General features: G+C 45.1%; 12 protein-coding genes. 3 read left to right on the top strand and 9 right to left on the bottom strand.

Going from position 1 to position 14,348, the window contains the following annotated elements:
* Together hydA and mscL are read left to right on the top strand one after the other, a co-directional pair.
* Positions 1-1,440 carry a dihydropyrimidinase gene (hydA, locus tag ABD036_RS15540; RefSeq protein ID WP_343861546.1) on the top strand — a complete coding sequence of 480 codons (1,440 nt, stop codon included), beginning with the start codon at positions 1-3 and terminating at the stop codon, positions 1,438-1,440.
* Positions 1,441-1,662: 222 nt separating this feature from the next.
* Entirely contained in the window at positions 1,663-2,079 is a 417-nt protein-coding gene (gene mscL / locus ABD036_RS15545; protein WP_343861548.1) for a large conductance mechanosensitive channel protein MscL, read from the top strand.
* Positions 2,080-2,175: 96 nt separating this feature from the next.
* Here mscL and ABD036_RS15550 read toward each other — a convergent pair whose 3' ends face one another.
* The 8 genes from ABD036_RS15550 to ABD036_RS15585 form a co-directional block, all read right to left on the bottom strand.
* Positions 2,176-2,916, bottom strand: coding sequence for an MbnP family protein (locus ABD036_RS15550; protein WP_343861550.1), 741 nt, complete (start codon positions 2,914-2,916; stop codon positions 2,176-2,178).
* Positions 2,913-4,022 carry a cytochrome-c peroxidase gene (locus ABD036_RS15555; protein WP_343861552.1) on the bottom strand — a complete coding sequence of 370 codons (1,110 nt, stop codon included), beginning with the start codon at positions 4,020-4,022 and terminating at the stop codon, positions 2,913-2,915. Before ABD036_RS15555 ends, ABD036_RS15550 begins: the two co-directional genes overlap by 4 nt.
* A gap of 24 nt (positions 4,023-4,046) precedes the next feature.
* Positions 4,047-5,396 carry a hypothetical protein gene (locus tag ABD036_RS15560; RefSeq protein WP_343861553.1) on the bottom strand — a complete coding sequence of 450 codons (1,350 nt, stop codon included), beginning with the start codon at positions 5,394-5,396 and terminating at the stop codon, positions 4,047-4,049.
* Between the two features lie 247 nt (positions 5,397-5,643).
* Complete coding sequence (locus tag ABD036_RS15565; protein ID WP_343861555.1) at positions 5,644-6,843, bottom strand: LamG domain-containing protein; 1,200 nt, start codon at positions 6,841-6,843, stop codon at positions 5,644-5,646.
* Positions 6,844-7,038: 195 nt separating this feature from the next.
* A complete protein-coding gene (locus ABD036_RS15570) occupies positions 7,039-9,009 on the bottom strand; it encodes a PAS domain-containing hybrid sensor histidine kinase/response regulator (protein WP_343861557.1) in 1,971 nt (656 codons plus the stop codon).
* 13 nt (positions 9,010-9,022) lie between these two features.
* Complete coding sequence (locus ABD036_RS15575) at positions 9,023-9,547, bottom strand: methanogen output domain 1-containing protein (protein ID WP_343861559.1); 525 nt, start codon at positions 9,545-9,547, stop codon at positions 9,023-9,025.
* 480 nt (positions 9,548-10,027) lie between these two features.
* Positions 10,028-10,828: a PEP-CTERM sorting domain-containing protein gene (locus ABD036_RS15580; protein ID WP_343861561.1), complete on the bottom strand. Its 801-nt coding sequence runs from the start codon at positions 10,826-10,828 to the stop codon at positions 10,028-10,030.
* A gap of 258 nt (positions 10,829-11,086) precedes the next feature.
* Entirely contained in the window at positions 11,087-12,034 is a 948-nt protein-coding gene (locus ABD036_RS15585; RefSeq protein WP_343861563.1) for a response regulator, read from the bottom strand.
* A 360-nt stretch (positions 12,035-12,394) separates the two neighbouring features.
* Between ABD036_RS15585 and ABD036_RS15590 the strand changes: the two genes are divergently transcribed.
* A complete protein-coding gene (locus ABD036_RS15590; RefSeq protein ID WP_343861565.1) occupies positions 12,395-12,940 on the top strand; it encodes a GNAT family N-acetyltransferase in 546 nt (181 codons plus the stop codon).
* Between the two features lie 13 nt (positions 12,941-12,953).
* Here the strand turns inward: ABD036_RS15590 and ABD036_RS15595 are convergent, their stop codons facing one another.
* On the bottom strand, positions 12,954-14,324 hold the full coding sequence (locus ABD036_RS15595) for an APC family permease (RefSeq protein WP_343861567.1): 1,371 nt from the start codon (positions 14,322-14,324) through the stop codon (positions 12,954-12,956).
* Positions 14,325-14,348 lie beyond the last annotated feature (24 nt).

A 14,348-nucleotide genomic window follows, 5' to 3' on the forward strand; every position in this document is an offset into this window, starting at 1 on the left:
ATGTCAATCCTTATTCGTGGCGGTACGGTTGTAAACGCTGATAACAGCGAAAAAGCCGATGTACTGGTGCAAGATGGCAAAATTGTCGCCGTCGGCGCTGATCTTGAGCTGCCTACCGGCTGCGAGGTGTTAGATGCATCTGGTCAGTTAGTAATGCCCGGTGGCATCGACCCGCATACACACATGCAATTGCCTTTTATGGGCACGGTGGCCTCTGAAGACTTCTTTACCGGCACTGCTGCGGGGCTAGCAGGAGGCAATACTTCAATCATCGATTTTGTGATCCCTAGCCCTCAACAAAACATCATGGAGGCCTACAAAACCTGGCGTGAATGGTCACAAAAAGCCTGTGCAGACTACAGTTTTCATGTCGCCATAACCTGGTGGGACGAGAGCGTCAAAAAAGACATGGGCACCTTGGTTCGCGAAGAAGGAGTCAACAGTTTCAAACATTTCATGGCCTATAAAAATGCCATCATGGCCGAAGATGAAACCATGTACAAAAGCTTCTCTCGGGCCGTGGAGTTAGGCGCGATCACCACCGTGCATGCCGAGAATGGCGAGATAGTGTTTCAGTTACAGAAGAAATTGTTAGAGATGGGTATAACCGGTCCTGAAGCTCATCCATTATCACGCCCACCCGCAGCCGAAGGGGAAGCGGCAAGTCGCGCTATTCGATTAGCTGAAGTGATTGGTGTGCCCTTGTACTTAGTGCATGTTTCCACCCAAGACGCACTGGATGAAATCATCCGTGCTCGTAACGCCGGACAGCGGGTATTTGGCGAAGTGCTGGCGGGGCATCTAATGATTGACGAAAGCGTTTACCGTCATCCCGACTTTGAATATGCTGCCGCCCACGTAATGTCTCCACCGTTTCGTGAAAAGCACCATCAAGACGCGTTATGGAAGGGCTTGCAAAGTGGCAACATACAAACCACTGCCACTGATCACTGCTGCTTCTGTGCACCACAAAAAGCCGCGGGTAAAGACGATTTCACTCTTATACCTAACGGTACTGCTGGCGTCGAAGACCGCATGGCAGTGTTATGGACCCATGGTGTGAATACCGGACGATTAACCCATGAAGAGTTCGTTGCTGTCACCTCAGCCAATGCGGCTAAGATATTTAATATCTACCCGCGCAAAGGACGCATTGGTGTAGGCGCTGATGCTGATATCGTGTTGTGGGATCCAACGGCCACTAAAACCATTTCGGTCAAAACCCATCATCAAAATATTGATTTCAATATTTTCGAGGGCATGGAGATCACCGGTAAAGCAACCCACACTATTTCTAATGGAATTCTGAAATACGCTGATGGTGATTTACGGGTGGAAAAAGGCATGGGCAACTACATTAAACGCCCTGCGTTTCAACCCATGTTTCACGCCTTAGAAAAAGTCGCCAAGGCGAATAAGCCTAAGGCTGTAAAACGCTAATATACTCTAGCCATACCCTAACCATGCTAGGCGTGGTTAGGGTATATATCCGCAACATTAGAACGCTAGTCACTCCTCATTTAAGCAACTTTTACTAATCAATCCGCTCCCCCCGCTAATTGTTAACAAAAAGATCTGCGCATTTTTTAGTCAGCTAGGTTATTCTCATAAAACGATGACTAAAAAACACACAATTCCATTTATTTTCAGGAGATTAGAAGCATGCTAAAAGAATTCAAAGCCTTCCTCATAAAAGGCAACATGATCGACATGGCAGTAGGTATCATTATTGGTGCGGCATTCAGTACGGTCATTAAATCACTTGTAACTGATGTGATCATGCCACCCATAGGTCACATGATGGGCGGGGTTGATTTCACCGATTTATTTTACAATCTAGGCGAAGGCACCTATACGTCTTTGGCTGCCGCTAAGGAGGCGGGGGCACCCACAATTAATTATGGGGTTTTCATCAATAACTGTATCACCCTTGTGATAGTGGGTTTTGCGGTATTCATGCTGGTTAAGTCGGTGCAAAAAATGCAGAAAAAAGCCGAAGAAGCACCTGCCGCTCCGGCTAAGCCTTCGGAAGAAGTGCTACTTCTTACCGAAATACGTGATGCACTGAAAAAAGCGTGATCATTGTTAAGTAAAACCTTAGCGTAAACGCCACTTTCATTGGTTAGTGGCGCTTTCTCCGTAGTTGTCTTGAGCACTGAACGATTTAAACCGGTCTTAATCGCAACTGCCATCACACAACGACAGCAGTTCACTGAAGCCTGCGGCTAAAAACGCTGCGTCTGCTCGGTCAAATTTAACGGAAGACGTTTGTGCCATATCAAATGGCGTTTTTTGATCAAACAGCGCCATAAAGTCTAGGCTAAAATTGATCTTTGCTGGTGAACTTTGCAAAGCCTTTTTATCCAGAGGGATCTGTACGACTTGGTAGTTTTCGTCAAAGCCTACATGGTAGACCAGGGGAGAAAACTCTTCGCCGATCTTGATTGCACCTTCAAGCAGCAAAAACTTATAGCCCACATCCCAGCTCCATGCCATTCGGCCATTGGGATCAAGATCGCCGGCAATTTTAATCGTACCATTGGCTTGGGGATCGACCCCAATTCCCAGCTCAATGGCTGCCACATTGATATCAGCAGGATAGGTAATATCAATATCAAACCACCCCTCATTTAAATCAAACCTAAGTAAATGATAACTATCAGGCAACACAAAGCGGTTATCTTGACCCACTAAAGTGAGATTACTGACAAACAATTGCAGATCACGGATTTTGAACAGCCCGTCGCCACCGGGGTTAGCATAGCGATATTGATCAAACACCAGAGGTAACTCCCCTAGCTTAGGATGAAACCTCAAGGTTAGCTGCTGGTTATCTGTTGGGCGAGTTTGGCTATAAATCAACAGCATAAGGCCTGTCAAAACCACCACCAAGATAACCATCGTTCGACTATTCATGGAGCGTCCTTTTTCGCCGTAAAGGGATTAGAGAATCGTTCATCGGTCAGAAACTCCTTGTCTGTCAGTGTATGTAAAAAAGCAATAATCGCGCGTTCCTCCTGCTTGGTGAGATTAAGGCTTATTTTATCCTCTTGATGCTGGGCAACGTTGTCCGCTTCGAGGATCAGCGGGCTTAGCGTGCTGCTACGCTTTATGCCGCCATTATAGTGTGCCAATACCTCTTCTAAGGTGTTAAAGCGTCCATCATGCATGTAGGGCGCTGTAACGGCGATATTTCTTAAGGTAGGCGTTTTAAACATGCCTTTGTGCGCGTCGAGCCCGGTTACCTCAGCTAAACCTGCTGCAAGGGTGGCATCATCATCCAAGCCATTGTTGTTGAAACCATCAAATGCGGTGTTAAACCCACCCGTCAAGAACTGGCTATGACAATCGATACAATTTCCACCGCGCAAACTGACCTTAGTATCGGGGTGTGCCATAAACAACCTACGCCCCTGCTCCTCAAGCTCTGATAAATTCAGCTCCCCTCTTAGATATTGATCGTATTTAGAATTGGCAGAAACCAAAGTGCGTTGAAAGTTGGCAAGCGCCTTGGCAATGGCATCCAAGCTGACGTTGCCATAAGCCTCAGCAAACATCTTGTGGTAGACAGCATCACTAGCTAGCTCTTCTAGCAACAATGATAGATCTTGGGCCATCTCATCCACATGTTCGATGGGTTGCAATGCCTGCTCTTCTAACGAGGATGCTCGTCCATTCCAGAACAATAACTGTGGCCCCCACAATAGATTTGCCAAGCTCATACTATTGAAAGGTAACGGGTTTCCCGACACACCGATGGAATGTGGCAAACCGTCGGTAAATGCCAAGTGTTGCTTGTGACAAGTAGCACAGGAGACCTGATTATTACCCGACAACTTGGGGTCGTAAAATAGTCGCCGACCTAGTGCAATTGACTCAACCGTCAAGGGGTTGTCTTGCGGGATAATGAATCGACCGAACACAAAGGGCGCACTAAAACTAACCGGAGTGGTTGATGGTGTTTGCAAACGCAGCCACCAGCCTCCTAGCATCCCAGCGAGCACAACAGCAAAACACAGCATTGTGACCCATAAACGACTACTCATTTAATGGTGATGTACAAAACCTGAGCCGAACAAGGCTTCAATATTATCGATTCCCTTGTTGTACCGCTCTTTAATATTAATCTCACCCAATCTCTCGCCAGTGGCCAAGTCATGCACAGTAAGAGAGTGATGATTCAGTTTAGCGATAAAATCGACATCGGTTGGATCTTCATCGGCGGCGTTCCCCAAATTCAGCAAGTTATTCTGAATCGCAATGACGTCTTTACCGGAAGCCGTTTTGTAAAAAATCATATGATGCGCCCCCGCCTCCGCTTGGATATCAGCGCCACTGGAAACCAATTCTGGCAGGTCCGTAAGCGAATAGCGTTTAACCACCCCCGGTAAACCATGACTAATAAACAACTCGTTTTGATTGCCATAAAACTCCAGCGGGACACCGGTTCCGGCCGAGGCACCATCATACAGTTTTACTGGAGTACCAAAGGATTTGTCACTTTCGTTATAGGGGATTTTCCAAGTTTCAAAACCGAACATGGTGTTTACCAGTACCGCGGGTTCGACTCCTTCCACTATGCTGGGCCGAACAAACAGTACTTCAACAGGCGAAGAGGGATAGCCTACGGGTTTAGCATCTTCTGTGACAATATTTTCGATTGGCTCAAGGGTGTTGAGATCAATAACCGTAATGGCATTACCCACCCCATCGGTCAGATTAGGATGCACACTTGAGGTCACCACCATACGATCGCCAAAAGCAGAAATACCATGGGGATACATGATGTAAGGTTGTCCCTCGCCTACCATGCTTTTTCTGGCTTCGATGATTTTAATCAATTCATTTGACTGAGGGTCAAACACACCGACTGACCCAGCATCAACTTGATCCAAACCCGTTCCGCCCATAAAGGTCACGAACATATGCGGCTTACCATTGACCGTATGCCACATGATGTCCTCGCCAACACTTTGACCTTGAGTATCAAGGCAAGTCACGTCATTTATCGAGGGAGCACCTTGGGCATCGCGACTAAGCAGTACCTCTGCAAGGCTGCATTGGGTGCCCAGTCCGGTAGCGTAAAGGCGACCATTAGGGCTGTAATATAAATGATGCAAGGGGGCATCGTATTTGGGCAACTCATATTCATATAATATGTCGCCAAACTGAGGTGACTCGGGGTCCATTTCAAGGATGGCGATGCTGTCTTTGGTCCCCAGCGTAGGCAAACCGCTAAGTAACACTATCCCTTGGGTTTCTTCTGAATTAGAGGGACTTTTTGTTTGAGTGGTAACTGTTTCTGTCGTTTGTGTGACTTTGGAGCAGCCAATAAGGATAAACAACATCCCGACCGTAACGCTTGCCACCATGGCTTTGATTGATTTACTGGTCATTTTTTTCATTCCATAAATGTCGAGATTGACATTGAGAACAGTAGCAGTAGAACCGTGTATGCGCAAAGTATTGCTGTCTGTTTTTTATACTACCCTTTGTAGGTGGCCTTGGAATGAGTATGCAAGTGAAAAATAGAACCAAAGTGCCCTTTACCGAGCACAATGGTTATTTCTTTTGAATATTTCAACCTAGACTCTGGATAAAAGGTGTCGAGTTCAGGTTACTTAGCAAAACAAGTTCGGCAAGCTAAAGTTTTCGTACTGCTAAGTAATCAATCCGGATGTATTGCGAATCTATCAATTCGGCTCCTTGTTTGGCTATGTAGGCTTCGCAATTGGCTAACGAGCTTGCTGTGTCGTCAAACTCTGCGCCTGCCCATTTTCCGCACAGGGTAATATTGAAGATCATCTTTAAATTAGCCAGTTTTTTAGTCTCACTTGCTTGGCAGTTTTTGCATTGCCATGGCTGATGAATATCATCAATACAAACGTGTTCGGTGGGTAGCAGTTGCACTAGATTTTTTCTGTGCGTCGCTCGCCATTGCTCGGGGTCGGGCTTTTCGCTCAAAGGCCCACCCAGTTGGCGTACGTTTTGATCCATATCCCAATAGAAAAATTCGATACTATTTTGCGACCATAATGCCGCAAAGGTTCCCGCAGGCTCGGACACCTGATAAGGCGTTCCTGTGCATCCCGCGTTGGGATCAGTGCTCTTGCCATTAGCACAATTGGTTATCTGGTTGGTATTATTCCATGTTGAGTCGTACATCTGTGGACAAGTATGCAGGGTATTGTGGATCACCTTTTGACCATTGATGTTTTCAATGATATCGACCTCGCCCGCTGATGGCCAATCTGTCGAATTTACCGCCGAAGGAGTGTCATAGTAATTACCGACTCCTGAATAAGCATCTAATGACCCATCAGTGGCCTGTGACTGGCCATTATATATCCACTCATTCTGATAACTTCCGTTCAACCACCATGCTGGCCAGATCGCATTGCCCGACGGTAGCTTACCTTTGAATACAAACAAAAGTTGATTGGCTGAGCCTTCAACATTGTAAAAGGCTTTGGATGTGGCTCTGACTGAATCAAACATCAAGGGATCATTGGTCTGTTTAATAAACAATTGCAATGGCTTATTTTTAGCCTGTGAAAGCATGTTGTCGTTTGACCACTGTGCACGGTCGTAGATCACATTTCCTTCCGTGGGATCGCTGTGCGGAAAAGTAGTGAAAAAGTGTCGTTTGAAATCCGTAAGGGTTGCTTGGCCGTATTCAAAATCAAGCACGTAAATCCCTTCATCTGATGGGACTTCGAGTTCATTTTCAGTGTTCTGTGCGACACTGCAGGCAATCACAAATAGGGAGGCTAAAACGACCATAGTTAATTTAAATTGATTAAGTACAGCTGATGGAAAAGATCGACCAATCGCATTTTTCATTTTTATTCCTGTGTACGGCATCGGGATAGGGACAAACGCCTGATGAATAATTCAAAGGCTATAGAGATGAGATAAAAAGTAAAATTAAATGCGCTCAAGCGGATTTTTTAAGGGATAAATACTGTCAACTACCCAAGCTTGGTAAACGAGATTGGCTAACTATAGTGATGTGCCTTATTTTTTGTCACATCGAATTTAAGAACTTAGCTGAACTTGCTTTGGATTTCGAGTTAAACGCAACGCATCCTGAATATCTTTGAGGTTTGCGGGTTTAGTTATATGACGGTCGAACCCGGCCTCTTTTGCCCGATTCACGAATTCACTGTCACCATACCCAGTCAACGCGAGCATCGGGATCGACGCGGTTTGGACATTGTTACGTATATGCCGCGCCACACCAAAACCATCTAAGCCCGGCAGGCCAATATCACAAATGATCACCGACGGAAGCTGGATAATTGCTTGTTCAACACCTTCAATTCCAGAACTTGCCCAAAAGACCTCATGCCCCATTAGTTCAAGTAATTGGGTTAACATATTCGCGGTGTCATGATCATCTTCGATAACCAGAATACGATGCAATTGCGAAGATGGCTCTTCTATTGGGGTGATCTGCGGTTGCACTTGTTGCTGCGATAACGGTAAGTCAATGCAAAACGTCGTTCCCCGATTGAGGCCCTCACTACTTACTTTTATATTGCCGCCATGTAATTCAACTATCCCTTTGACTAACGACAAGCCTAACCCTAAACCTCCGGAGTGGCGTTCTAACGATTGCTCACCTTGCGTGAATGGTTCAAACAAATCGATCATGGCAGATTCTTCAATGCCTAAACCAGTATCACTGACTGTTAATGTCACACTGTTTTGGTTGCTCGATAACCCTAGCGTGATTGTGCCGCCCATGGGCGTGAACTTCAAAGAGTTATTAAACAAATTATGGACAACTTGAGTTATCCGATCTGCATCAGCTGTTATCCATAGACTGGACGTTTGCATATCGACATTGCAGGCAACCCCAAGTAGCTCAAATTGAGAGGCGTAATCGCAACAAATTGATTTCAATAAGCTGACCAAATCAAAGGGTCTTTTAACAATTTTCATTTTCCCAGAAGTGATGCGAGAGACATCTAACATCTCATCGAGCAATCGTTTGAGATGACCAACTTGTCGCTCAATCACTTGCAATGGTTCACACATTTCCGCCGAATTCTTTGCTTGTAACTTCAATAATTGGGTGGCATTGCTGATAGGTGATACAGGACTACGCAACTCATGGGCGAGCATAGTTAAGAATTGATTTTTACGCTGATTCATTAGCTCAAGACGATTGGCACGATCAAGCAATTGCCTTTCTAATGCGCGTTTTTCGGTGACATTATGAAATATTATAATCACCCCTTCAACAGTACCGTCAAGGGCAATGGGTGCGGCGGTGATATCAATATTTTTTTGTTCGCCGAATTTGTCTATCAATAAAGCTTCTACATTATTCTCAACGATCGCGCCTTCAAACATGGCTTTTTGGGCAATGTTATCAAGAGGAGCATTGGAATCCTCATTAACAAGGTTCAAAATGTCGGTCACTGGCTTATCCATTGCTTGATGCAATTGCCACCCCGTTAACATTTCTGCCACCGGATTTAAAAAGGTCACCTTGGCCTGCTCATCGGCAATGAGCACCCCATCTCCGATACTTGAGAGTGTGACTTGCAACCAATTCGATTGGTTTTTGAGCTCACGCTCGGCATGCAACCGCCGTGCTATTTCTCTATTGAGATCTTCAATTTGCTTTTGCAAAGATAAAAAACGAAAGCTGGAATCTTGTTTGGCCTTCAAACGCAATAATACGATTGCCTCATGATCTTTTGATCTAGGCTCTAATACTGCGCCATAACTGGTCAGCGTCAGAGGATTAGCTTGCGCGTTACAGCGTATTGAGCCTACCACAGGTTGGCGGTTGCGGGCACATAAGCGCAGATAGCTTTGAATTTCAGGATGTGTGTCATCGCTTAGCAAATCAAAAAGAGAATTTGATATGGATTCGAATCCTCCAAACAGGGTTGCCGCACCGGTATTATACGCTAGAATTTTTCCACTAGTGTCAACCAACAATGCCGCCTCGGGCAACAAAGTTAAGACACGTTGATAATGTTGAATTGACATAGAGGCTAATGACCTAAACGTGGTAGTACTCTCTTCCAACGCTCTTTTCTCCCTCGGTTGCCGGTTTCAAGTGGACCACAACTCGACATTCAGCGTCGCCATTTGCGATGGTTTTGTCTAACTCGACTCGGGAATAGCCTAGGTTTTGCGATGAGATGACGCCAAACACATTGGAAGTCATCATACACATTGCAGGGCGACCTAAAACCTTATCTTCAAAAGGGCATTGTCTATTGCCCAACACTATTTTCTCGTCGTCTTCTTCAATAATATAGAAGTCGCCAAGAATGCGCCGTTTTAAATCGACTAATACGTCACTAACTTGTTCTCTGCTCAGTGAATCAACGTGCAAAGCATTGCAATAAGCACTATTTATCTCTTCACCGACATGCTGACCTACGACACTGACAAAGCCAGACGCTTCTTCAAGTCCTACGACATCTTGCAAGGTACCTGACAAATGACGAATAAGATTACGCATAAAGACGTCTCTCTCAAGCGGTAACTCTAATACAGGAATGCGATCATCGTTGCTCATGAGACTCTCCACCGTTTTCAATTATTTTTTTGCCATATTAATACATGGCATTACCAAAAACCCGACTCAGACAAATATGCCAACCTTTATACCTAATTGCAAAGCCAGAAAGGCATTTTGTATCGAGCTGCTATTGCGAATTATAGTTTCTATTAACCGTTTTGTGTAATAGGCGAGCAGTATCGATCATTTTCAGTATAAAGAACAAACCGGCTTGCTGTTAAATAACACTAGAAACAGTAGAAAGGAATTGAGGCCACAAAAGCCAAGTAGCGTATTGGGTAAGAAAAACATGCCGAATAGAAATACGCAACATACCAACGACGTTGCACGTCACAAAATGACAATGGTGTAAGTATCTACCAAATCGAACTTATTGAGCGCTAGTATCTTCTGCACGTTTTGAGCATGCGCATTAAGTACCATAAAGCAGCGAGTACCTTTTTGAGGATACTCGCCTACTCGCCTCAGGTAATTGATTCAACCTGTGACTTTTTTACGCAAGATAAGTGACGTCAACCCTAAACCGAACAGTAACACTGTGCCAGGTTCTGGAATGTTATTTGGATCATCAGGATCGTCTGGGTCATCGGGAAAAATCTCTTCGGCCGTACCCTGAACCCCGACAGTAAAGCCGTTCCAAAATTCATTCGAAGCGCTATCCCACACTAAGGTGTCAAAGGCGCCAGTGAATTGGATTACGCCGTGGGGCTCGGTGCCGCCTACGTTAGAGCTATTCAGTTCATACAGAAAATCACCGCCACCAAGATCTACGATATTTTTGGTCACACCGCCACAGCCCCAATAGCCACAGGAATTGCCGTCTTCACCACCGACGCTAAGAATATTAAAGTCTTGATTAAGAAATGCATAGCCATTGCCATTGAGGCTCACAAACGCAAACACCGGGTTGGCGATCGCCTCAGAAAAAAACAGCGTTTGGGTTCCTGCACGGCTTAAGGCAACGATATCCGTTCCTGTGGGACTGTTATCCACTTCACTGCTTGTATAAGGTGAAACGCTGTCATCACGACCAGAACGCCCATTTTGATAATAGTCGGCACCACCTGAGGGCTGATAAAACCCTATACCGTTGGGATTGGTATAAGTGACATCTAATGTGCTGGTTAAAGTGGTGATTTCGCCTTGCCCAATAAAACCAGCATTGGGATCTTGATCGCCGCCAAGCCAGTCGGTCCAATAAATTGGCGCGGCCGATACCGCGCAGCTAAACAATATCAATAACAGACTTGAGAGAGTCGTAAATGTGGTTTTTTTCATGATGTTTTCTCCCTTTATGTACTCCATTTTGGTTACTAAAGTCGGTAATTTCAGCGACTTCTAGTATGTACAGCAAAGCAGAAATGTTACCGGCATGTTTTACAACAACAGGTAATATTGAGTTTAGCTCATATATGATTATTTACCTCTTTTTGATTGACAAAAAAACCAAAAAAGAGGGCGAGGTGATTTAAATAAAAAAGGAGAGTGATTTAGCCTATAAATCACTCTCCCTGGATACAGAGAATTTAGGGGGGATTAGGCGATTTTCAGATAATTTGCAATGATTTCGGCGCCTTTATCGGCTTGAATAGGTTTGAAGATAAACCCTGAGACACCATGCGATTCACATTGGTCGACTAATTTTTTGTCGGTTACAGATGATAGCATTACAACGGGTACGTTAGAGCCCATTTGGCGAATAGCCGCTAACGCTTCATTGCCATTCATTTCACCCATAACGACATCCATAAACATAAAGTCAGGCGCTTCGTTTTTCACTTTTTCAACGGCAACACTGCCATCATCAGCTTCGATAATATTATTGTAGCCCAATTGATTTAAATAGCGTTTGATGGCTTTACGGATCATTGAGCTGTCATCTACAAGCAGTACTTTTGCATCTTTAGGTAAAGGATTAGTGTGTACATTGGCAATACCTTTGCTTGCTTCTTCGCGCTTTGTACCAGCATTTTGATAGTCAACACTGCGGACCAACAGGTTAAAGTAATAACGGCCTACCCCTTCAACCGTAATAGGCACGGTTACGACTTCTTTAACACCGACTAAATACTTGTCCATGTCATCCATGTTTTGTACAAAGTAAGGCGCTGAAAAGTCGTAATCTAAATTATATCTTCCGTGCAAATCCGTTGAGCGGCCAACGATAGTGTTGCCCCACTCAGCCAACGCATGACTCAGGTCTTCATTAATTTCTTCTTGCGCGTAGGCTTCGCCGAACATGTTTTCACACACCGAATTACCGATTGCGATGGCGGTTTCTGGGTAGTGGTGCATCATGATCACCCCATCTAAACTGCCTTTAACGTCAGAGCAAACGGCATAACCTTTAAATCTGAAATCACTCACATTATCCATAAAGGCTTCGCCAGAGGTGCCACTTAAATTCGTCATGGCTTTTAAACTAGCGATGGATTCAGTGATAAAGGGATACAAAATTACTTTATATAGTGCTTCGACAGACATGGTGAGTTCCTGATTTATTTTTATTATGGGTTAAACTACTAAACCGCGTGAGACTTTACAAGATAGCATGGCATTGAAGCCTGAAATAAATTAACACGCGCGCGCTTATCAAAGCGCCATTGTAGTGCTGAACGCTAAAGAGCAATGCCCTCATATTGCGCAAGGCATGCGATTAAATGACGACCGGCCCCATATTTGCCAATGACACCTGAGTGCCCTAGTCGACAATTCCCAAACCTAGAATAGGGTTATTATTCAATAACAAGCACTTCGACTCTTGCAGGTAAAACATAACACTCAGTGAAATTTGTTATACGCTTATTTAAATGTTGCACAATTATAATCAGAAGAGCTGCCAAATTGACTAACTTTACTAACCGTGTTGCAACCCCTGACGATGTGCCACTCATCGGCGAACTGATGCGTGCTGCGATCCTAGAAAATATGAAATCATTTCTTAGCGCTGCTGAAATTGAAGCGGCTCAAGAAACTATGGGCGTTGATTTGACGCTGATACAGGATCAAACTTATTTTGTTATAGAAACGGTAAAGCATGATCAATCCATCATGGTTGGCTGTGGAGGTTGGGGTAAACGGAAAACGCTCTATGGCGGCGATCATACAGTGGGACGTGACGATTCCTTTTCTGATCCTAAGGTAGATGCCGCTCGCATCCGCGCCATGTACACTCACCCATCATGGACTCGCTGTGGGATTGGCACACTATTGCTTGAGCTAAGTGAAGCGGCGGCCCGCGAGGCGGGATTTAGTAAAATTGACTTAGGTGCCACTATTCCCGGTGAACCTTTCTATCTTGCTCGCGGGTACGTTGAAGTCAGTCGAGATACGCACATCACAGCCAATGGTGCCAACAGTGTTGTTATTAAGATGGAGAAAACGCTGTAAATTTAATCTACCGCTAATCAAAACCCTGCTTAGACTTTTTGTGCGAGTAAAAATACACAAGACTGCCACCGGCAAACCACAAAATAACCATTAGCCATTCCTGCGGCCAGACTAATGCAGCGGGCATTGTCGGGAAGTACAAGCTCATCATCATCAAACTTGCGCCTAAACCAAACCAGCCTAATAATTTTCCACCGGGCGCTTGAAATGGCCGTGTCATATCAGGCTCTTTGTATCTGAGGTATAAAAAAGAAGCACAAACAAATATATAGGCCACCATTAACCCTAAACTGCCCGCATCGACAAACCAGATAAGCGCCTGACGACCTAAAAAAGGTGACAAGGTACCTAACACTCCAATAAACAGAATCGCATTAACCGGTGTTTTATAGCGAGGATGCACTTTGGCAAAAAAGCGCGGCAACATGCCACTGGCGGCCATGGCGAATAAGGCTCGACTTCCCCCCAAAAGAAAACCGTTCCAACTGGTTAAAATCCCCGCGACGCCACCGAGCAATAAAATTAATGCGCCAGTACGCCCCCAAGCGGCTTGAGTTGCATCAACGGTGGCCAGCTCCGACGTACTGCGTTGCTCCTCGTTAAGTAACATCCCCACGGAAAGCTCAATTAATAAATACCAAACGATGGCCATGACAATGGACAACACCAAAAGTTGGCCAATTTTTTTGGCTGGTAAATCAATTTCTTCTGCAGCTTGGGGAATAATATCGAAGCCCACCATCATAAAAGGCACTAATGCCATGGCCGCAAGTATTCCGGTGCCGCCGCCCACAATCAATGGCGTTAAATTCACGGTGTCACCATGGGCGCCCAAGCCAACAAATAATGCTAACCCCGACAACACAATCACCGCCACCACAACACCTTGTATTATTGCCGCGATCCTAACCCCACGAATATTGATCCACGTAATAAGGATGGATACCAGCGCTCCAATCATCGCTTGATCTAAATAAACAATGGCACCGTTGACGCGCCACAGCTCACCATTCCCCATGTCAGGAAAGATATTGGTTAACACACTCGGCAGCGCGACCGCTTCAAAGGCGACGACAGAAATGTAGGCAAACACGATGGACCAAGTACAATAAAATGAGGCTGTTTTACCCATTGCCCGCAAACTATAAGCGTGCTCCCCGCCCACTTCTGGCATGGCAGCTGTTAGCTCAGCATAGATCATCCCTATTATGACGATTACGCCACCAGCCACTAACGTGGCGACAATCGCGCCAACACTGCCGGCTCTTTGCATCAGTTGCGAAATTAATACGACCCAAGACCAGCCAATCATTGCACCAAAAGACAAAACTAAAATATCAACCTGTCGCAGACTCTTACTTAAGCCGTGTTTACTGATAATCAAGGTTGAGCACTCCATTGGTGGCTG

The organism is Aliiglaciecola litoralis, assembly GCF_039523355.1.
GTDB classification, from domain to species: domain Bacteria; phylum Pseudomonadota; class Gammaproteobacteria; order Enterobacterales; family Alteromonadaceae; genus Aliiglaciecola; species Aliiglaciecola litoralis.